This is a genomic window from Pseudonocardia xishanensis, assembly GCF_039541715.1.
Classification (GTDB): Bacteria; Actinomycetota; Actinomycetes; order Mycobacteriales; family Pseudonocardiaceae; genus Pseudonocardia; species Pseudonocardia xishanensis.
Genome location: NZ_BAABGT010000062.1, coordinates 14888 through 34881 on the forward strand (window position 1 = coordinate 14888; position 19994 = coordinate 34881).

The window sequence follows — 19994 nt, forward strand, 5'->3', positions numbered from 1 at the left end:
GTGATCGGCGCCGGGGTCATGGGGGCCGATCACGTCCGGACCCTGCACCGCAGCGTCCCCGGCGTCGAGGTGTCGCTCGTCGCGGACCTCGACCCGGAGCGGGCCGCGAGCACGGCGCAGCCGGTCGGCGCCCGCGCCACGACGGACCCGGCGGACGTCATCGCGGGCTCCGACGCCGTGATCATCGCCTCGCACGACTCGACGCACGCCGAGCTCGTCCTCGCCTGCCTCGCGGCGGGCCGCCCGGTGCTCTGCGAGAAGCCGCTCGCCCCGACCGTGGCCGAGTGCGGGCGGATCGTCGAGGCCGAGGGCGACCGCGGGCTGATCGCGCTGGGGTTCATGCGGCGCTTCGATCCCGCGCACGTCGAGCTCAAGGCCGCGATCGGCCGGGTCGGCGCGCCGCTGCTGGTGCACTGCGTGAGCCGCAACGTGTCCTCCGCGCCCGGCTCGACCACCGAGTCCAGCATCACCAACTCGGCGATCCACGAGTTCGACTCGGTGCCCTGGCTGCTGGACTCGCCGATCACCGAGGTGAGCTGGCACGCGGGCCGCAGCGCGCACGGGGAGTTCCAGGACCCGCAGGTCATGCTGCTGCGCACCGGGAACGGCGTACTCACCACGCTCGAGGTGTTCCTCAACGCCCGGTACGGCTACGAGACCCGCTGCGAGGTCGTCGGCGAGGAGGGCGCGATCGCGCTCACCGACCCGGCCCGGGTCGTCGTGGACCACGCCCGCACCCACGCCACCGGGTACGCCGCCGACTGGCGCCCGCGCTACGCGGACGCCTACCGCGAGGAGCTGCAGGCCTGGGTCGGCGCGCTCGCCGCGGGCCTGCCGAACCCGTTGGCGACCGCGCGGGACGGGCTGCGGGCGGCCGCCGTCGCCGAGGCCGTGATCGCGTCCATGAAGGATGGACGCCCGGCGGCGGTGTCCGCGTGAGGGTGCGCGGCACCGGCGATCCCTCTGGCCGTGCGGTAGCCCCGTCGGGATGCCAGGCTGCTCCCATGGAGTACGCCCATCTCGGCGAGGCGTTGGGCACGGACTTCTTCTCGGTGCGCGAACAGTTCACCGAGGAGCAGTGGTCCCACTTCGCCACCGTCCGCAAGTTCGTCGACGTCGAGGTCCTCCCGGAGGTGGGCGGGTACTGGGAGCGCGCCGAGGTGCCCTGGGACCTGGTCCGGCGACTGCCCGAGCTCGGCATCGTCGGCGAGACGATCACGGGCTACGGCGCCGCCGCAATGAGCCCGCTGGCCTGCGGCCTGGTCCACATGGAGCTGCATCGCGGCGACGGGTCGCTGGGCACCTTCCTCGGCGTGCACGCCGGGCTGGCCATGCAGTCGATCGCCATGTGCGGCAGCGAGGAGCAGAAGCAGCGCTGGCTCCCCGCGATGTCCACGATGGACAAGCTCGGGGCCTTCGCGCTCACCGAGCCGGACCACGGGTCGGACTCCGTCGCGCTGGAGACGACCGCGCGCCGGGACGGCGACCACTGGGTGCTCGACGGCACCAAGCGCTGGATCGGCAACGGCGCCGTCGCGGACGTGGTGGTCGTCTGGGCCCGGGACACCTCCGACGGCGAGGTCAAGGGCTTCGTCGTCGAGACGCCGGCCGAGGGCTACGAGGCCACGGTGATCACCGGCAAGGTCTCGCTGCGCGCGATCCACCAGGCGGACATCACGCTCACCGGGGTCCGGGTGCCGGAGGAGAACCGGCTGGCCGAGGCGCACACCTTCGCCGACTGCGCCCGGGTGCTGGCCACCACGCGCGGGATCTGCGCCTGGATGGCGCTGGGCCACGCGACCGCGGGCTACGACGCCGCGCTGCGCTACGCCACCGAGCGCAGCCAGTTCGGCAAGCCGCTGGCGAAGTTCCAGATCGTGCAGGAGCGGCTGGTGCACATGCTCGCCGACCTGACCGGGATGCAGCTCTACTGCATGCAGATCGGCAGGCTCGCCGAGGCGGGGCGACTCTCGCCGACGGTCGCGGGGCTGGCCAAGATGAACAACACCCGGGCGGCGAGGCGGATCCTGTCCACGGCCCGGGATCTGCTGGGCGGCAACGGGATCCTGCTGGACCACCAGGTCGCTCGGCACTGGGCGGACATCGAGGCGATCCACACCTTCGAGGGCACGGAGACCATGCAGACGCTGATCGTCGGCAAGGACATCACCGGGCTGGGCGCCTTCAGCTAGAGCTAGACGATCAGCTGAGCCCGGCGGCCTTCCAGGCGTGGTAGCCACCGATCAGGTCGGTGGCCCGGTGCAGGCCCAGGTCCTGCAGGGACGCGGCGGCCAGGCTGGAGGTGTAGCCCTCCGAGCAGGCGATGATCCACACGTGGTCCGCGGAGTCCGCCTCGGGGATGTGGGCGTCCGAGGTGGGGTCCAGCCGCCACTCGAGGTGGTTGCGCTCGATGACCAGCGCGTCCGCGAACTCGCCCTCGTCCGCGCGCTGCCAGCCGGGCCGGATGTCCACCAGCCGGGCACCGTCCGCGATCAGTGCGGCGGCCCGCTCCGGCCCGACCCGGTCGATCCTGGTCCGGGCCGCGGCCAGCATCTCGTCGATCCTGCTCACGCCGAGATCTTCTCAGGCTCGTCGGTCAGCTCGGTGCGGGTGCGCCGCAGGAACCCGCCGGGCGCCACGTCGTAGTAGCTCATCGCGGTCAGCGGCGGGGAGTAGGCGTGCACGCTCACCGCGGTCTCCGCGGCCGGGTTGGCCACGTCGTGGACGTGCCCGAGCGGGAACGACGCACCCCGGCCCGCGTGCAGCGTCCGCGACCGCAGCCCTTCACCCGCGACCCACCGCTGCTCCACGAGCGCACCCCGCACCACGGTGAGGGCTCCGAGGGAGCCCGCGTGGTCGTGCAGCTCGGCGAACTGGTCGGTGGTCCAGGAGATGAGCCAGACGTCCACGACGTCGTCCGACGAGAGCCTGCGCGACCAGCGGTGCACCGGGTCGATCTCGACGGCGTGCTCCCCGCGGCGCACCTCGTCGGCGTAGCGACGGGTCAGCGCGGCGAGGTCGGACAGGGACAGCGGCGTGGGGGCGTGCGTGAGCACGGTCGTTCTCCAGTGGTCGAGCGGATGCGAACGGGGGTCAGTTCGCGGTGCGACAGCACTGGTCGAACAGGTGCGCGCGACGGCTCTCCCAGATCGGGCCGAGGGTCCACGCGGGCATCACGACACCAGTTGTACACACCGCGGCCACGGACGGGTAGCCGCCTCCCACCGCCCGGAACGCGGCGTCAATGTCCGGACAGCTCAGTCGGTCGTGTCGACCAGGGTGTCCAGCCCCGCGAGGACCAGGATCCGCCGGGCCGGACTGTCGGAGGCGGTGACCACGGACAGGTCCGTGCCCGCCGAACGGGCGCGCTGCACCAGCTCGGACAGCAGCGCGATCCCGGCGCTGGAGACGTAGGTGTCCGCGGCGAGGGTGAGCACCAGCGCGCCGCCTCGCTCCAGCGCCGCGAGCAGGTCGGCGCGGACGGTGGCGACCCCGGCCAGGTCCAGGTCCCCCTCCACGTGCAGGCGGACGGTGTGGTCGTCCGCCCAGCGGCGCAGCCGGGTGACCCCCGACGGGGTGTCGGCGGGGGCGTCCGCGGGCCCGCCCGGCAGCCGGGAAGTGATCTCCACGGGCATGGCGGGCATCCGGAACCAGACCTCGGTGCCGTCGTCGGCGGGCAGCACCTCGACGTCCACGGCGAGCTCGCGGATCAGCGCCAGCCCGCGCCCGCGGTAGCCCGGGTCCTCCGGCGGCGGGCGCCAGCGCCCGTGGTCGGCCACCCGGACCGCGAGCGACCCGTCGGTGCGCAGCTCGATGGAGAGCGCGACGGCGTCCGCCCCGGGCTGCGGATCCCCGGTGTACGCGTGCTCGACGGCGTTGGTCACCGCCTCCCCCACCGCGAGCTGCAGGTCGGTGGTCGCGTCGAGGTCCAGCCCGCTCTCGGCGGCCCAGGCGGCGATGGCCCGGCGCATCGGGGCGAGGCACTCGGGATCGGCGGGCATCGTGCGGGTCACCGCGGGCCGCACCCGTCTGGCCAGCACCACGACGGTGTCGTCCGGCGCGCCGCCCGCGTCCAGCATGCGTTCGAGCAGTGCGTCCACCATGTCCGGCGGGCGGTGGTGGGCGAGCTCGGCGAAGGTCGCGGCGAGCCGGTCCAGGCCGTCGTCGACGACCTCGGAGCGGCGCTCGAACAGCCCGTCCGAGCAGAGCAGGATGGTCTCGCCGAGGTCGATGCGGCCGTCCGCCTCGCGGTACGGCGGGCGCCCGACCACCCCGAGCGGCGTGCCGCGGCCGCCGTCGAGCACCCGGATCCCGGCCGCCCCGGCGACCAGCGGCGGCGGATGGCCTGCACACGAGTACCGCAGCGCCCCGGTCCCGGTGTCCACGACCAGGCAGGCCACCGTGCTCGCCCGCGCGCCCGCGACGCGGCGGGCGAAGAGGTCGAGCTGTTCGAGGGCCTTCGCCGGCGGCTGGCCGTTGACCAGGTTCGCCGCCAGCGCGCTGCGCAGCTGCCCCATGACCGCGGCCGCCGACGGCCCGCGGCCGACCACGTCCCCCACGACGAGCGCGACCCGGCCGTCCGGCAGGTCGAGGACGTCGTACCAGTCCCCGCCCGCCTCGGTGCCCGCCGTCCCGGGGTTGTAGCGGGTGGCGACGACCAGCCCCTCGATGTCCGGCAGGACCTGCGGGAGCAGGCTGCGCTGCAGGGTCACGGCGACCTCGTGCTCGGCCTGGTGCAGCCGGGCCCGCTGCACGGCCTGGGCGCACTGGCTGGCCAGGGTCAGCACGAACCCGCGTTCGTCCGGCCCGAACGCGGGGTCGGTGCTGAACCCGAGGCCGATCGCGCCGATCGCCCGGCCCGCCACCAGCAGTGGCACGGCGGTGCGGACGGGGAAGGGCTCGGGGCTGGCCTGGACCTCCCACACCGGCTCACCGGAGCGGACCACCCTGGCCAACGGGTGCGCGGCATCGACCGGGCCCGCGCCCCGGTCCGCCCAGCCCTCGGCGGCGAGGGTGTGCAGGTTCCCCTCGTCGTCCGCCAGCAGGACGGTGACGGCGTCGGCACCGATCGCGGAGCGGCCGTGGGCGAGGATGACGTCCGCGACGGACTCGATGTCGGTGGCCCGGGACAGCGCGGTGGCCACCGCACCCAGCCGCTCGGCCAGCCGCCTGCCCTCGGTCTCGGCCACCAGCAGCAGGGACCGGTCGAGGGCCTGCGCGGCGAGCTCGGCGACCGCCAACGCCGCCTCCCGGTCGTGGGGGGTGAACACCCGCGGCTCGGTGAACCCGACGGCGACCATCCCCAGGTCGCGCTGCCCCGCCACGAGGGGCAACCAGAACGCGGCCTGCAACCCCGCCCGCGCCAGCCACTGCGCGGCACCCGGGTCCCGCAGGTCCTCGTGGGTCTCCGCCCACCGCGCCCGGCGGGACCCGACGGCATCCGCGGCCGGGCTGGGCACCTCCAGCGAGACCCTGCGCAGCTCGGCGGGCACGTCTCCCCGCCAGCCGTGCAGCGCCAACAGCCGCAGCCCCCGGCCACCGGACTGCCACACCCCGGCCATCGGCGCGTCCAGCAGCGCGACGAGATGGGCGGCGGCGATCCGGGCGACCTCCGCGGGCGTGGCGGCGGCGGACATCTCGGCGGTCGCGGTGTGCAGCAGGCCCAGCCGGGTCGCGCTGGCCCGTTCCTGCTCGAACAGCCGGGCGTTGTCCACGGCGACCGCGGCCCGCCGGGCGAGCTCGCCGAACAGCGCAACGTCCGGCTCCGCGAGCACCGGGGAGTCCCCGCAGCGGGCCACCCCGAGCAGGCCCAGCATCCCGCCCCGGGCGCGCAGCGGGATCAGCATCGCCGACGTGGTGCCCGCCCGGTCCCAGGCGGCACGCTCCTCCGGGCGGAGCCGGGCCAGCATCGCGGCCAACGTCGGCGGGTCCAGCAGGACCGGATCGTCCCCGATCTCGTGCAGGAGCGGCAGGCTCGTCAGCTGCGGCAGGTCGGCCTCCACCGCGGGATCGGCGGCGGCGACGGTCTGTACGGTCATGCCGCGGCCGTCGTCCGCGTGCACCCTGACGAAGTCGGCGAGGCCCTCGTCGACCAGCGTGCGGGCCAGCGCGGCGAACCGGTCCGCGCGGGTGACCTCGCGGTCGAGGGTCTCGCCGAGCTGGGCGTAGAGCTGGTGGCGGCGCTGCTCGGCGTGCCGGGCGTCGATGTCCAGGCACCCGCCGACGTAGCCGCCGGAGCGCGTCCCGTCCCCGATGGGCGCGCCGCGGTCCAGCACCCAGCGGTGCCGTCCGTCCCCGCCGCGCAGCCGGTACTCGACCTCGAAGGGCGCCCCGGTGCGGGTGGCCGCGGCGACCACCGAGCGGTACCGCTCGCGGTCGTCCGGGTGGATGCGTTCGCGCCAGTCCAGGCCCAGCTCGGAGCCCTGGTCGGCGCCGGTGAAGTCCTGCCAGCCGCGGTTGACGAAGACGCGGTGCCCGCCCGCGTCGTCCACCCAGATCAGCGCGGGGGTGGAGTCGGCCATGGCGCGGAAGCGCAGCTCGGCGTCCCGGCGGACCCGGCCCAGCTGCAGGTGGTTGGCCACCCGGGCCAGCAGCTCGCGGGCGGAGAAGGGCTTGACCAGGTAGTCGTCCGCGCCTGCGGCGAGGCCCTCGACCGCGGCCTCCTCGCCCGCCCGCGCGGACAGCAGCACGACCGGCAGGCCCGCCGTGCGCGCGTTGGCCCGCAGCGCGCGCAGCAGGGTGATGCCGTCCGGCTCGGGCATCATCACGTCCGCGACGACGAGGTCCGGTGGATCGGCGGTGGCCATCTCCAGCGCCGTCGCGCCGTTGCCGACGGTCTGCACCGACCAGTTCGCGCTCAGCAGCCTGCGCAGGTGGTCGAGCATGTCCGGGTCGTCGTCGACGACGAGCACCCGCCCGCTCGGGATGTCCGGCACCTCGCGCGGCAGCGGCGTGGGCTCGTCCACCTGCGCCGGGGTCCAGCGCAGGGCCTCGGCGACGAACGGCTCGAAGGTCTCCGGCCGCGGGTGCGGCACCCCGGTGGGCCTGCCGATGGTGATGTTCTCCACCGGGAGGTGCGCGAAGCCGAACGGCAGCCGCACGGTGAACGTGCTGCCCGAGCCGTCCACACTGGACACCTCGACCGTGCCTCCGTGCACCTCGACGAGGTTGCGCACCAGGGCCAGGCCGATCCCGCTGCCCTCGCGCGAGCGGGCCCGCGCGGTGCGGACGCGGTGGAACCGGTCGAACAGGCGGGGGACCTCGCCCGCGGGCACCCCGGTGCCGGTGTCGGCGACCTCGAGGACGAACCAGTCGTCCTCCGACCGGGTGCGCACGGCCAGCCCGCCCTCGAACGTGAACTTCAGCGCGTTGCTGAGCAGGTTGAGGACGATCTTCTCCCACATGTCCTGGTCCACCCAGACCGGACGTTCCGCGGGCGGGGAGTCGATCTCCAGGCGCAGCCCGGCGCGGTCGGTCGGGGCGGCGAACAGGCCGGCGAGCTCCGCGGTGAGCGCGCCGAGGTCGATCGGCGCGAACCCGGCGTCCGTGCCGCCCGCCTCGAGCCGCGAGACGTCCAGCAGCGCGTTGACCAGCTTGAGCATCCGCTGGGCGCTGCGGTGCGCGACGCCCGCCTCCTCCCGCACCGCGGGGTCCGCCGAGCCGCGCAGCACCTCCAACGGTCCCATGATCAGCGACAGCGGGGTGCGGAACTCGTGGCTCACGCCGGTGAAGAACTCGGTGGTCGCGCTGTCCAGCCGGGGCGCGGGCCGATCGGGGGCCGCGGCCAGCGCGGCGTCCAGGTGCGCGGCCGCGACCCGCAGGAAGGAGACCTGCTCGGAGTCGAAGGGGCGCAGGGGGTTCCCGCCGAGCAGCACGAACCCCTTCGCCGTCAGCCGGGCGCCGAACGCGCGGTCTCCGAGGGGGCCCTCCTCACCGATCCGGGGCTCCGCGGGCGGGTTACCGACCGTCACCGTGCCGTGCGGGCCGTCCAGCACCGCCCACGAGACGTCCTCGGCGCGGTCCAGCACCGCCGCGACCCGCTCGACGACCTCCTCCACCGACCCCGTGTCCCGGCCCGCGTCGGCGAGGCGGGACAGCAGCGCGGCACGCCGGTCGGTGACCACCTGCTGCGTGATCTCCTCGAGCACGCCGAAGATCCCGGCGACCCGGCCGCCGACGCGCAGCGGTCCGATCCCGTGCCGCCAGTACGTCTCCTCGGGCCCCGCTCCGCGGTCGGCGACGATCCGGGTCTGCTCGCCCGCGTCGGGCTCGCCGGTCCGCAACACCCGGTGCAACCGGGGGCCGACCTGCTCCGCGACGTCCGGGAAGCTCTCCGCCAACGGGCGCCCGAGGGCCCGTGGGTGCCGGTCGCCCGCGGCCGCCGCGAACGCCTCGTTGTAGGCCAGCAGCAGCTCGGGACCCCAGCAGATCACCATCGGGCGCGGGGAGCCGTGTGCCAGGTCGAGCGCCGCGGCGAGCTCGGCGGGCCGGTCGGTGCGCGGTCCGAGCGGGGTGTCCCCCGGGTCCGCGCCCGCGAGCCTGGGCCGGACGGTGTCGTCCGGGTCGCTCACGTGCCCCTCCTCCGCGTCGCCGGGGATCGACGCCGCGTGCCAGCGTGCCGGCTCGGCGGCGGGTTCGCTCGTCATGGCCCGCGGGGGCCGGATGGGGCCCGCGGGGCGGGGCCGTCCGGAGGAGGATCGCGGCATGGGAGTGGAGATCCAGGGACGGCGCATCGACTTCCCGGTGCGGATCGGGGACGCGGGCGCGGCCTGTGCCGTCTACCCCGTCCGACGGGCCCGGGCGGCCGCGCTGACCGGCGGCTTCACCCCGTTCTCCCTGGGCCCCCGGGCTTTCGCCGTCGTGGGCCTCGTCCGGTACCGGGTCAACGACCTCGGCGTGTACGACGAGCTGGCCCTCGCCTTCCCGGTCCGGTACGGCGGGCGGGTGGGCGTGCACATCACCCAGCTCCCGGTCACCGAGGAGTTCACCCGCGAGGCGGGTTCGACGCTGTGGGGCCTGCCGAAGTGGCTCGGCGAGGCGGAGCTGGAGATCGACGGCGGCCGCGCCACGGGCCATCTCGCCCACGCCGGGAGGCACGTGGTCACCGCGGCGATCAGCGCGCTGCTGCCCCTGCCCTTCCCGGTGCGCGGCGGCGTCACCGCGTTCGCCCACCGCGACGGCGCCGTGCTGGCCAGTCCCGTGCGCGCCCGGATGCGCGGGATCCGGCTGGGTCTGGGCGCGACCGTCGTGCCGGGCGAGGGTCACCCCATGGCCGCCGAGCTCCGCTCGCTGCACCTGGGCCGTCCGCTGGTCACCGCGATCGTCGAGCACCTGGCGTTCGACATGGACCCCGCCGTCGTGTCGTGACGGGTGCCATCGGGCTCGGTGCGCCCGTCATCCGCACCCGTGACGGCGGCGACTGACCGCGGACGGCCCGTCCGGCGACGCTCGGGACATGCGCTCATCCACGACGATCCGCCGAGCCGCCGTCCTCGCCGGTGCGGTGGAGCGAGTGCGGCCCGAACCTGGACTGCGCGAGCTACCCGGTGCCCGTCGACCACGCGGACCCCGACGGGCCGACGGTCCCGCTCGCCCTCGTCCGGCACCGCGCCGCCGACCCCGCGCAGCGGCTCGGGGTGCTGCTGGTCGACCCGGGTGGCCCGGGCGGCGCCACGGGCGACCTGATCAGGACCATCGACACCGCGGGCGAGTTCTCCTTCGTGACGCCCGAGCTGGCCGCGCGCTACGACGTCGTCGGGATGGACCCGCGTGGCGTCGGCGAGTCCCAGGGCGTGCGCTGCGTCGGCGACGCGGACCGGGAGACGGCCCTCGCCCGCGACCTCGATCCCGACGTGCCGGGCGGGCCCGTCCTACGGGACGCTGCTCGGCGCCACCTACGCGACGCTCTTCCCGGACCGCGTCGACCGGATGGTCCTCGACGCCCCGTCGACCCGACGCTGTGAGGCCAACCTGGCCGTGAACTGCCTGGACCGCGCGGTGCCCACCGACCTCGCCCGCCGAGGGCACGGTCTGCCCTCAGGAACCGCCCGCGACGACACTGGGGCGCTGAGCCGCCGGGGGTGCCGGACCACGCGACGGCTGCCGCGCCGGCTATGGCCGGTGCGCGGCCAGCCACTCCCGGAGGTCGGTGATCGGGCCCTCGCGCTCGGGCTCGTTGTAGATCTCGTGCCAGAGACCCTCGTAGATCTCGACGGTCAGGTCCGCCGACCCGATCGTGCGGGCGAGCCCCCGGGTGACCTCGACGGTGGTGATCCGGTCCGCGTCGCCGTGCTGGAGCAACACCGGCAGGGTCAGCTCGCGGGAGCGGGCGACCACCTCGTCCATGATCCCGAACATCCCGGCACCGAGCCGGAGCGTGGGGTAGCCCTTCCAGGTCAGCGGGTCCGCGTGGAAGGCCGCCACGACCTCGGGATCCTTGCTGATGTCCGCGGCGTCGATGCCCGCGAGCCGCAGCGTGGGCGCGATCCGGCCCAGCGCCAGGAGGGCGGGCACGAGCCGGGCGTGCACCGCCTCCTTCGACAGCGCGGGAGCCGAGAGCACCAGGCCGGCCAGGGCCTCCGGGTGCGCCTCGGCGTACGCGAGCGCGATCAGGCCGCCCATGCTGTGCCCCACCAGGAACAACGGCAGCCCGGGATGCCGGGCGGCGGCGTGCAGGCGCAGCAGGTCGAGGTCCGGGACCCAGTTCGCGATCCCGCCGTCCACCCGGCGCCCGCCGGAGTGCCCGTGCCCGGCGTGGTCCAGGGCGTAGACCGCCCAGCCGTCGGCGACGAGTGCCTCGGCGACGTGCGCGTACCGGCCGGAGTGCTCGCCGAGGCCATGGCTCAGCAGCACGACGCCGCGCGGCTCGGCAGGCAGCCAGGCCTGCCAGAACAGCTCGGCGACGACGCCGGGGAGCCTGCCCTCCGCGAGATCCATCACCCGGGGTGCGGGGCGGCGACGCCGGCGGGCAGTACGACGTCCTGCTCCCGGTCCACCTCCTCGTCCACCCGCACCGCGACGACGACGGGCGCGCGCCCGCCCTTCTGGACGGCGACCGTGTAGTCGCCCGCCGCGAGCTCGGCGAACCGGTACCCGCCGTCCGCGGCGGTGGTCGCGGAACCGACGAGCTCACCGTCCTGCAGCAGGTCCAGAACCGCGTCGATGACGGGCGCGCCCTCGCCGTCCCGAACCCTCCCGGTGATCGCCGAGGAGCGGACCAGGGGCACCTCGACGGTGCCGCCACCCACCTCGGCGCGGATCGCGACGACCCCGGGCTGGTGCCCGGCGGCCGAGGCGACCAGCACGTACCCGCCGGGACGAGGCGCGGTCACGGTGCCTCGGCCCTGGTCGTCCCCGGTCGCGGAGGCGGCCTCGCGACCCCGCGTGTCCAGCAGCGCGACGGCGGCGTCCGCGACGGCGGCGTGGTCCCGGCCGTGCACGCGGAAGGCGACCGGGGTCGGCTGCCCGGGGGGCTCGGGGGTCTCGTCCGGGTGTTCGACGCTCATGTCCACGACCGGCGACACGCCGTTGCGCGGGTTGGGGTCGGCGAACCCGAGGGTGCGCAGCAGGGCCAGGTCCACGGCGGCGTGCTCGGCGGCCCGGGGGTCCTCGGACGAGGCGGTCCCGGCGGGCGACGTCGACCGCGGGGCGGCGGGAGAGGGGGTCACGGCACTCAGCGTGACGGGCCGGGCACCGGCCCCGGCGACCGGGGTGTCGATCACGGACTCGGACCGCGGATCGCTGCTGGTCGCGAAGGCGGGCACGGCCCGCAACCGCCGCTCCGCGCTCCCGGGCACGACGGCGAGCACCGGCCGCGGCTCCGCCTGGGCCCCGTCGCGCGGGCTGGGCAGGGGGGCGAGCGGCGCGCCGCCCGCGGCCTCGATCTCCGCGTCGACCGGGGACTCGGCGACCGCGGCCTCCGGAGCCTCCCGACCCGCGGCCTCACCCGCCCCGACACCTGCGTGGGCGGCGGAGGTGTCGGCCTCGCCGACAGCGGCGTCGGACTCGGCGGCGGTGGTGCCCGGCTCGACCGCTGTGGTGTCCGACTCGCGGGCCTCGGTGTTCGACTCGACCGCGGTGGTATCGGACTCGCGAGCGGAGGTGTCCGACTCGGGCGTGGTGGCCTGCGACTCGGGGTCGGTGGGGGTGGGCTCGGTGGGGTGCTCCGCCGGCTTCGCGGCCGCGTACCCCGCCAAAGCCAGGCCCGCCACGGTCGCGCCGCTCGCGACGAACCGCGACGGGCGGGGGGCCTCGGGGAGGTCCGGGACGGCGGCGAGCGGGGGCCGCTCGCCCTGCCCGCGCGCGCGGGCGATGGCGTCCGCCACCGCGGGGCTCACGATCCCGCGCTCCACCGGCCGCTCCTCCTGGGAGCGGGCGGGCGGCACGACCGAGGTCACGCGGGCGACCAACGCCGGGTCCACGGTGGTCCGGCGGGCCGGCTTCGGTCGGGGCGGGCCCTCGACCGGGACCCCGTCGACGAACCCGCGGGTCCACGGCGGGCCGACCGGGCCCGCGTCGACGTCCGGGTCCACCCGACGCTCCGAAGTGGGCGAAGTGGGCGCAGTGGGCGCAGTGGGCTCGGCGGACTCGGCGGACTCGGCGGACTCGGCGGGCTCGGCGGCCGCCGACGCGGGGGCCTCGGCGGGCTCGGCCTCGACCGCGGCGGAGGGCTCCTCCACCGGCTCGGCGGCCTCCTCGACCGACTGCTGCCGGGACCGCACCAGGTCCTCGACCGTGCGGCCCGGCGCGGGCGCGGGTGCCGCGGCGACCGGGGTGCGTCCGCGGCGCGAGGCGAGCAGCACGATCCCCACGGCCAGCAGCACGAGCAGCACCATCACCAACAGGGCCCACGTGCTCATGAACTCGCCTCTCCTCGCCCGAACCACCAGCCCGAACCGCGAGGTCGAGTCCGTTCCCCCATGGCTCGCGCCAGGGACGGGCCCGGCCCGGACTCGTCGGAAAACCGTAGCACCGGACACCCCCGCGACCCGGCCCGCCCACACCCCCGCGGCGTGTCGCATCCCCGCAGCTCAGCCCGAGTGTCCGACCGCCCCCGCGCGCGCCGGATCCCGCCATCGGGAACGATTCCGAACGTGGCCCTGGATCCCGACCTCATCGAGCTGGCCGCGGCGCACGGCGTCGCGACCGGATACAACGACGGCGACCGCCGACCCGTGACCGTGGACGAGGAGGTGGTCGTCGAGGTCCTCGGCCTGCTGGACGTCGACGCGTCCACCCCCGTGGCCCGCGCAGCCGCCCTCGCCGCCGCCCGCGAGGAGGCCGCCCGTGGCCTGCTGCCCGGCACGGTCGGGATGCGCAGCGGCACGGCCCGCCCCCTGTCGGTGCCCGGCACCCTGACCGGCGAGGACGGCTCCACCCGCGAGCTCACGACCGAGCTCCCCGCAGACCTCGCGCCGGGTTGGTACCGGCTGCGGACGTCCGTGCAGGAGGTCACCGTCGTCGTCTCGCCCGCGGCGCTGCCCGCCGCACCCCGCTCCTGGGGCTGGATGCTGCAGCTCTACGCGCTGCACTCGCGGCACAGCTGGGCCATCGGGGACCTCGGCGACCTGCGCGAGTTCACCGCGCACGCCGCGCAGCAGGGTGCCTCGGCGATCCTGCTCAACCCGCTGCACGCCATCACCCCGCTGAGCCCCGTGCAGCCGAGCCCGTACACGCCGTCGAGCAGGCGGTTCTCCACGCCGCTGGCGCTGCGCGTCACCGATCTCGCCGAGTACGCCGCGGCCGACCCGGCCACCCGCGCGGAGGTGGACGCGCTGCGGCCGGAGGTCGTCGGCGACCGGATCCCGCACGACCGGGTGTGGGCGGCGAAGAAGGACGCGCTCGAGCTCCTGTGGCGCTCCGCGGGCCGTCCCGAGCCGGTGGACCCCGGCGCCGACCTCGTCGACTTCGCGACCTACTGCGCCCTCGCCGAGCGCTACGGCGGCCGGTTCTCCCAGTGGCCCGAGGAGCTGCGGCACCCCGGCTCGGCCGCGGTCGAGCAGGCCGGACGGGACCTCGCCCCGCGGGTCGCCTTCCACGGCTGGGTGCAGCAGCGCGTGGCCGACCAGCTGGGGGCCGCCCGTGCCGCTGCCGCCACGATGTCCCTGGGCGTGATCCACGACCTCGCCGTGGGCTGCGACCCCGAGGGCGCGGACGCCTGGGCACTGCAGGACGTGCTCGCCCTCGACGTCACCGTCGGCGCCCCGCCGGACGCGTTCAACCAGCGCGGACAGGCCTGGGGCCTGCCGCCGTGGCGCCCCGACCGCCTGGCCGAGACGGGCTATGCGGCCTACCGGGACATGCTCCGCGCCCTGCTCACCCACGCCGACGGGCTGCGCATCGACCACGTCGCCGGGCTCTTCCGGCTCTGGTGGGTGCCGCCGGGCCGCTCCGCCGACCGCGGCACCTATGTGCACTACGACGCCGACGCCATGCTCGCCGTCCTCACCCTCGAGGCATCCCGCGCGAACGCCGCGGTGATCGGCGAGGACCTGGGGACCGTCGAGCCGGAGGTGACCGAGGCCCTGCACGGCCGGAACATGCTCGGCTCGACCGTGCTGTGGTTCGCCCGCGACCCCGCGACCGACCGGCTGCTGCCCCCGGACGAGTGGCCGGACGAGGCCGTCGCCACGATCTCCACCCACGACCTGCCCACCGCCGCGGGGTTCCTCACCGGCGAGCACGTCCGCGCCCGCGCCGACCTCGACCTGCTCGACGACGTGCCCGCCGAGGAGCGCAGGGCCGCCGCGGACCGCGCCGAGCTCGTGGCGCTCCTGGAGGCCGAGGGCCTGGTCGAGCCCGGCGCCCCGGACGACCGGCTCATCGTCGCGATGCACGCCCTGCTGGCCCGCTCGCGGTGCCGGTTGGTGCTGGCCAGCCCCTACGACGTCGTCGGCGAGACGCGGCAGCCCAACCTCCCCGGGACGGTGGACGAGTACCCGAACTGGCGGCTGCCGCTGCCGGTGTCGATCGAGGAGCTGCAGGCGGACCCCCGGGTGAAGGAGGTCGTGGCGGCATTGCGTTCCGGGGGTCGCTGAGGCGAGGATCACAGCCATGCCGCTCAGTGCCGAGGCCTCCACCATCGCCGACCATGCCGCGGACCTGCTGTGGTCCACCTGGCAGTCCGGCGACGTGATCGACGGGCTCCCCGACGACATCCACCCGCACGACCACGAGGCGGGCTGGGCGATCCAGGAGCGGCTCGGGGACCGCGCGGGCGCAGGCTACGGCTGGAAGATCGCCGCGACCTCGGCACCGAGCCAGGCCGTGATCGGGATCGGCACGCCGCTGCCCGGGCGGCTGTTCGACCGCTTCCGGTACGAGCCCGGGGGCACGCTGCCGTTCGAGGGCCTGCACATGCGGGTCGTGGAGGCGGAGTTCGCGTTCCGGATGGCGCGGGACGTCAGCGCCGACCCGACCCGCGAGGAGGTGCTGGAGGCCGTCGGCGGGCTGCACCTGGCGATCGAGATCCCGGACTCGCGGTTCGCGGACTACGCCCACGCGGGGAGCTCCCAGCTGCTGGCGGACGTGGCCTGCGCCGGGATGTTCGTGCTCGGCCCGGAGGTCCCGGACTGGGAGCGGATCGAGCTGTCCACAGCGGGGACAGCCCTGTGGATCAACGGCGAGCGGGCCGCCGGGGGCCGCGGCGCCGAGGTCATGGGCGATCCCCGCACCGCGCTCGTCTGGCTCGCCGAGGAGCTCGCCCACCTGGGCACCGGACTCAAGGCAGGCGAGATCGTCACGACGGGGTCCACCACCCCCGTCCCGACGGTCGCATCGGGCGACCGGGTCCGCGCCGACTTCGGCGATCTCGGCCGGGTGGAGATCGCCTTCTCCTGATCGGGTCCGCCCACCGGGACGAGTGCCCGGAGGTTCTCCCTCAGGTCAGTCCGACACGCCTCAGGCGTCGTCGGCAACGTCCCGGGTCACCACGTCTAGACCAGGAACCGCAGGGCGCTGGGCTGCTCGCGGCCCAGCGCCTCCAGGTGCTCCTCCACGTTCGTCATGTCGTGCAGGGCACGCCCACCCGCCATGCCCGCCACCAGCGCCTTCTCCGCCCGCTCGATCTCCTCGGCCGCGTCGATCGCCGCCTCGAACCGCTCCCGCGGCCCGACGACGACGCCGTCGTCGTCCCCCACGACCAGGTCACCCGGGGAGACGCGGACCCGGCCCAGCAGCACCTCGCGCCCGAAGGTGCCGGGGTCCCGGGTGGTGCCGGACATCGGCGTGGTGCCGCGGGCGTGCACGGGCAGGCCGATCCGGCGCAGGCCGCGCAGGTCCCGGCAGTAGCCGTCGATCACGATCGCGGCGATCCCGCGCCGCTGCGCCTCGGTGGCGAACAGCTCCCCGGACACGGCCTTGCGCAACGAGTTCGTGGCCACCACCAGCACCGAGCCCGGCTCCGCCTCCCGGAGCGCGGCGAGCACCGGGAGGTGGTCGTCGTAGGCGAGCAGGGTGAACGCGGGGCCCGCGAACGAGACGTCCGAGACCATCGCCCGGATGGCCGGGTCGACGACCGCGAGGCCCTTGTCGGCATCGCACAGCGAGGAGACCTGCACCGCGCGCAGCCGCTCGATCAACGTGTCCATGCCCCCATCCTGGTGGGTCAGCGGACGGTCGACAGCGCCCCGGGTGCGATGTCGACCCGGACCGAGGTCCGAGCCTTCAGCTCGAGCACCTCGCCGTCGATCTGGGCGGGCATGGGGTCGATCGTGGTGAAGGCGTACTCCTTCACGCTGGGCTGGGCGCCGAGGCCGCGCAGCGCCGCCTTGGCCGCGGTCACCGCGGTCCGGAGCTTCGACCGGTGCGGGATGAGCACGACCTCGAACACGCCGTCGTCCGGCTCGGCGTCCTCGGCCAGCGTGGCGACCTTCGCCATCTCGGCGATGTTGGCGAGGACCAGGCTGTCGAAGGACTGCCTGCGCCCGTCGACCTCGATGGAGAAGGGGTGGAACCGCGAGAAGGCGCGCACCGTGGTGACGATCTCCTTGAACGAGCCCTTGCCGCCGCGTTCGAGCTCCAACGCGACGACGGGGGTGATCCCCAGCCCGATGTAGGAGTGCGCGTAGCTGACCTCGCCGTCCCGGGTGAGGCGCAGCAGGTCCAGCCGGTCCGTCCTCCCGGCGACGATCGCGTCCAGCAGCGGCTGCCTCCCGACGACGCGGCGGTGGTCGTTCGCGTTCCCCGCCGCCAGCACCGCGGCCGACGCCGTGGTCTCGCCCGCCTGCATCAGGCCGTCGACGACCTCGTTGTACCCGCCGTCCCCGCTCACCGAGACGATCAGCGGGGAGCCCGACCCGGCCTCCTCGCGCGCGATCTCCCGCGCGTGCCCCGCGTACTCGGTGGGCCGCAGCTCGACGGGCAGGTGAGACGCCCGCTCGGCCAGGCCGGACTTCAGTTCCTCGGCGCGCTCCTGCGCGTCCCCGGTGGAGTTGGGGTTGAAGACCACCACGACACGATCGAAGGCATGCGCCACGTGCGAAGACTATCCCGTTCGCGCGTGGACGACCGGTTCGGAGCCGCGTTCTCGGAGCCCGAGCGCGGTGATGGCCACCACCACGACCAGCAGGCCGATCCACTGCGTCGCGCTGGGGTGGACGCCGAGGAACGCGATGCCCAGGACCGCGGCGGTCGCGGGGAAGGACAGCTCCGCGAGCGTGGCGCGCGGCCGGGGTCTCCTTGAGCGCGACGTAGTAGAGGACGAGCGCGAGCAGGCCGGGGATGAGGGCCAGCAGCACCAGTGGCAGCGCCTGGCTCCCCGTGATGGCGAGGGGCGCGCCCTGCACGCCGACGATGACCGCGGACGCCGGCAGCCCGACGGCGAACCGGAGCACCGTCACGTCCCGCGGGGCCGTCCGGACCCCGACCATCCGGCCGAGCACGGTGCCGAGCCCCCACAGCACCGCCGCACCGATCGCGAGCCCCGCGGCTCCCAGCTCGCTGAGCCGGACCGCGAACGGATCGGGGAACGCCACCAGCCAGGCCCCGACGAGCGCGGGCACCGCGATCAGCCAGTAGCCACCGCGCACCCGTTCGCCGATCAGCGCGGCGGCCGCCACCACGGCGACGAGGGGCTGCAGCTTCTGCAGCACCAACGGCGTCAACGCGTCCCCGGTGGCGAAGGCGGCGGTGAACAGGGCCGTGGCCAGCGCGCTCGACCCCGCCCCGATGACGCCGATCGCGACCCGGTCCCGCACCGACGACGCACGAAACGCCCGCACCGCCGACGGCAGGAACGGGAGCAGGACCGCCACGGCGATCAGGTGCTCCCAGAACACCACCGTGGCCGCGGGCAGTGCGCCTGCCAGGGGCGCACGCAACAGCCCGTCGGTTCCCCAGAGCGCGGCCGCTGCCGCCACGAGCCATGTCCGGTCGCGCGCCATGGTCCGCACAACCCCGGGGGCGGTGGATCTATGCCATGGTGTCCGGGTGGAGTCCGCCCGCCTCGATCGCTGGCTGTGGTCGGTGCGCCTGGCCAAGACCCGGTCGGACGCCGCGGCCGCCTGTCGGGGTGGCCACGTCCGGGTCAACGACCGCCCGGCCAAGCCCGCCACCACGGTCCACCCCGGTGACCGGGTACGCGCCCGGGTCTACGAGGAGACCCGCATCGTGGAGGTCACGAAGGTGATCGATAAGCGGGTGGGCGCTCCCGAGGCGCAGGCCTGCTACCTCGACCACACCCCGCCGCCCCCGCCGAAGGAGGCCAGGCCGGTCTTCGCGGTGCGCGACCGCGGAACGGGTCGTCCCACGAAGCGCGAGCGGCGGATGCTGGACCAGCTCGGAGCCCTGCGCCCACTCCCGTGAGCCGCTGGGCGAGAATGTCGGCATGTACGACCTGCTGTTCCGGCACGTCCTGCGCCGCATTCCGGCCGAGCCCATCCACGGCGTCGCGTTCGGCGCGATCCGGGGGGTGGCCGGGGCCCCGCTGATCGGGCCGTGCGTGGGGCGGCTGCTCACCGCGTCGGACCAGGTGCTGCAGACGCGGGTGTTCGGCGTCGACTTCCCCAACCCCCTCGGCCTCGCCGCGGGCTTCGACAAGGACGCCCGCGGGCCGGTCGCCCTGAGCAGGCTCGGCTTCGGGTTCGTGGAGCTCGGCACGATCACCGCGCGTCCCCAGCCCGGCAACCCCGCACCGCGGCTGTTCCGCCTGCCCGCGGACAAGGCGCTGGTCAACCGGATGGGCTTCAACAACTCCGGGGCGGACGCCGTCGCCGCCCGCCTGGCCGCGCTGCCCGCCGAGGGCAGGCCGGTGCTGGGGATCAACATCGGCAAGAGCAAGGTCGCCACCCCGGAGGAGGCGATCGACGACTACCGCTACAGCGCCCGCGCGCTCGGTCGGTTCGCCGACTACGTCGTGGTGAACGTGAGCTCGCCCAACACGCCGGGTCTACGGGACCTCCAGCAGGTCGGTGTGCTGTCCCCGCTCCTCGAGGCGGTTCGCGAGGAGCTCGTGGCCTCGGTTCCCGGTCGGACCGTCCCGCTGCTGGTCAAGATCACGACCGATCTCGCCGCCGAGGACGTCGACGCGGTGGCGGACATGACCGTGAAGCTCGGGCTCGACGGCGTGGTCGCCACCAACACGACGACCTCGCGTGCCGGCCTGCGCACCCCCGCGGACGAGGTCGCCGCACTCGGCGCCGGTGGCCTCTCCGGCCTTCCGCTTGCCGAGGCGGCCCAGGCCGTCGTCGGGACGCTGCGGGCGACGCTGGGGCCGGACCGCACCATCATCTCGGTGGGCGGCATCTTCACGGGCGAGGACGCTTACCGCCGCATCACCGCGGGCGCGTCCTTGGTGCAGTCCTACACGGGATTCGTCTACGGCGGCGGAACCTGGGCCCGGATGATGAACACGGAGCTGGCCTCGCTCCTGCACCAGAATGCGTTCCCCAGCGTCGCGGCGGCGGTCGGAACGGCCTGATCCGGAATGCCGGACCGCGAAACGCAGAAAAGCCCCGGAGCACGAGGCTCCGGGGCTTTTCCGATGTTTGATGTCGGCG

Annotated in this window: 15 protein-coding genes and 1 pseudogene; 8 read left to right on the plus strand and 8 right to left on the minus strand. The window is 75.1% G+C overall.

Going from position 1 to position 19994, the window contains the following annotated elements; all coding sequences use genetic code 11:
• Together ABD993_RS21055 and ABD993_RS21060 are read left to right on the plus strand one after the other, a co-directional pair.
• A complete protein-coding gene (locus ABD993_RS21055) occupies positions 1–939 on the plus strand; it encodes a Gfo/Idh/MocA family oxidoreductase (RefSeq protein WP_345421077.1) in 939 nt (312 codons plus the stop codon).
• Positions 940–1004: 65 nt separating this feature from the next.
• On the plus strand, positions 1005–2192 hold the full coding sequence (locus tag ABD993_RS21060) for an acyl-CoA dehydrogenase family protein (protein ID WP_345421080.1): 1188 nt from the start codon (positions 1005–1007) through the stop codon (positions 2190–2192).
• 10 nt (positions 2193–2202) lie between these two features.
• On the opposite strand, the gene ABD993_RS21065 is transcribed toward ABD993_RS21060, so the two are convergent.
• The 3 genes from ABD993_RS21065 to ABD993_RS21075 all read right to left on the minus strand — a co-directional run bounded on the left by ABD993_RS21065 (position 2203) and on the right by ABD993_RS21075 (position 8570).
• Positions 2203–2571: a rhodanese-like domain-containing protein gene (locus tag ABD993_RS21065; protein ID WP_345421083.1), complete on the minus strand. Its 369-nt coding sequence runs from the start codon at positions 2569–2571 to the stop codon at positions 2203–2205.
• Positions 2568–3056, minus strand: coding sequence for a cysteine dioxygenase (locus tag ABD993_RS21070; RefSeq protein ID WP_345421086.1), 489 nt, complete (start codon positions 3054–3056; stop codon positions 2568–2570). The genes ABD993_RS21065 and ABD993_RS21070 overlap by 4 nt, the downstream gene beginning before the upstream one ends.
• 201 nt (positions 3057–3257) lie before the next feature.
• Positions 3258–8570, minus strand: coding sequence for a SpoIIE family protein phosphatase (locus tag ABD993_RS21075; RefSeq protein ID WP_345421089.1), 5313 nt, complete (start codon positions 8568–8570; stop codon positions 3258–3260).
• A gap of 133 nt (positions 8571–8703) precedes the next feature.
• On the opposite strand from ABD993_RS21075, the gene ABD993_RS21080 reads away from it, so the two are divergent.
• Together ABD993_RS21080 and ABD993_RS21085 are read left to right on the plus strand one after the other, a co-directional pair.
• Positions 8704–9366 (plus strand): acetoacetate decarboxylase family protein, encoded by a 663-nt coding sequence (locus tag ABD993_RS21080; RefSeq protein ID WP_345421092.1) that lies wholly within the window; start codon positions 8704–8706, stop codon positions 9364–9366.
• Between the two features lie 131 nt (positions 9367–9497).
• A complete protein-coding gene (locus ABD993_RS21085) occupies positions 9498–9962 on the plus strand; it encodes a hypothetical protein (RefSeq protein ID WP_345421095.1) in 465 nt (154 codons plus the stop codon).
• A 148-nt stretch (positions 9963–10110) separates the two neighbouring features.
• Here the strand turns inward: ABD993_RS21085 and ABD993_RS21090 are convergent, their stop codons facing one another.
• Positions 10111–10935: an alpha/beta hydrolase gene (locus ABD993_RS21090; protein WP_345421098.1), complete on the minus strand. Its 825-nt coding sequence runs from the start codon at positions 10933–10935 to the stop codon at positions 10111–10113.
• A complete protein-coding gene (locus ABD993_RS21095) occupies positions 10935–12857 on the minus strand; it encodes a carboxypeptidase regulatory-like domain-containing protein (RefSeq protein ID WP_345421101.1) in 1923 nt (640 codons plus the stop codon). Before ABD993_RS21095 ends, ABD993_RS21090 begins: the two co-directional genes overlap by 1 nt.
• Positions 12858–13097: 240 nt before the next feature.
• Here ABD993_RS21095 and malQ point away from each other — a divergent pair, with 240 nt between their 5' ends.
• Together malQ and ABD993_RS21105 are read left to right on the plus strand one after the other, a co-directional pair.
• The gene (gene malQ, locus ABD993_RS21100; RefSeq protein ID WP_425569073.1) at positions 13098–15035 is read left to right on the plus strand and encodes a 4-alpha-glucanotransferase; all 1938 of its coding nucleotides are present in this window, start codon (positions 13098–13100) and stop codon (positions 15033–15035) included.
• Between the two features lie 16 nt (positions 15036–15051).
• The gene (locus tag ABD993_RS21105) at positions 15052–15837 is read left to right on the plus strand and encodes a 2-keto-4-pentenoate hydratase (protein WP_345421107.1); all 786 of its coding nucleotides are present in this window, start codon (positions 15052–15054) and stop codon (positions 15835–15837) included.
• 95 nt (positions 15838–15932) lie between these two features.
• On the opposite strand, the gene ABD993_RS21110 is transcribed toward ABD993_RS21105, so the two are convergent.
• The 3 genes and pseudogenes from ABD993_RS21110 to ABD993_RS21120 all read right to left on the minus strand — a co-directional run bounded on the left by ABD993_RS21110 (position 15933) and on the right by ABD993_RS21120 (position 18380).
• A complete protein-coding gene (locus ABD993_RS21110; protein WP_345421110.1) occupies positions 15933–16586 on the minus strand; it encodes an RraA family protein in 654 nt (217 codons plus the stop codon).
• Between the two features lie 17 nt (positions 16587–16603).
• Complete coding sequence (locus ABD993_RS21115; RefSeq protein WP_345421113.1) at positions 16604–17473, minus strand: diacylglycerol/lipid kinase family protein; 870 nt, start codon at positions 17471–17473, stop codon at positions 16604–16606.
• 9 nt (positions 17474–17482) lie between these two features.
• Positions 17483–18380 (minus strand): annotated as a pseudogene (locus ABD993_RS21120) (DMT family transporter).
• A gap of 46 nt (positions 18381–18426) precedes the next feature.
• Between ABD993_RS21120 and ABD993_RS21125 the strand changes: the two are divergent.
• Together ABD993_RS21125 and ABD993_RS21130 are read left to right on the plus strand one after the other, a co-directional pair.
• Entirely contained in the window at positions 18427–18801 is a 375-nt protein-coding gene (locus ABD993_RS21125) for an RNA-binding S4 domain-containing protein (protein ID WP_345421116.1), read from the plus strand.
• A 22-nt stretch (positions 18802–18823) separates the two neighbouring features.
• Positions 18824–19915 carry a quinone-dependent dihydroorotate dehydrogenase gene (locus ABD993_RS21130; protein WP_345421119.1) on the plus strand — a complete coding sequence of 364 codons (1092 nt, stop codon included), beginning with the start codon at positions 18824–18826 and terminating at the stop codon, positions 19913–19915.
• Positions 19916–19994: the final 79 nt, after the last annotated feature.

Excerpts from the sequence above, each read along its gene's own strand:
- ABD993_RS21060 (WP_345421080.1), top strand. The coding sequence starts at position 1,005 with ATGGAGTACGCCCATCTCGGCGAGGCGTTGGGCACGGACTTCTTCTCG.
- ABD993_RS21080 (WP_345421092.1), top strand. The coding sequence starts at position 8,704 with ATGGGAGTGGAGATCCAGGGACGGCGCATCGACTTCCCGGTGCGGATC.
- ABD993_RS21090 (WP_345421098.1), bottom strand. The coding sequence starts at position 10,935 with ATGGATCTCGCGGAGGGCAGGCTCCCCGGCGTCGTCGCCGAGCTGTTC.
- ABD993_RS21095 (WP_345421101.1), bottom strand. The coding sequence starts at position 12,857 with ATGAGCACGTGGGCCCTGTTGGTGATGGTGCTGCTCGTGCTGCTGGCC.
- ABD993_RS21105 (WP_345421107.1), top strand. The coding sequence starts at position 15,052 with ATGCCGCTCAGTGCCGAGGCCTCCACCATCGCCGACCATGCCGCGGAC.
- ABD993_RS21110 (WP_345421110.1), bottom strand. The coding sequence starts at position 16,586 with ATGGACACGTTGATCGAGCGGCTGCGCGCGGTGCAGGTCTCCTCGCTG.
- ABD993_RS21130 (WP_345421119.1), top strand. The coding sequence starts at position 18,824 with ATGTACGACCTGCTGTTCCGGCACGTCCTGCGCCGCATTCCGGCCGAG.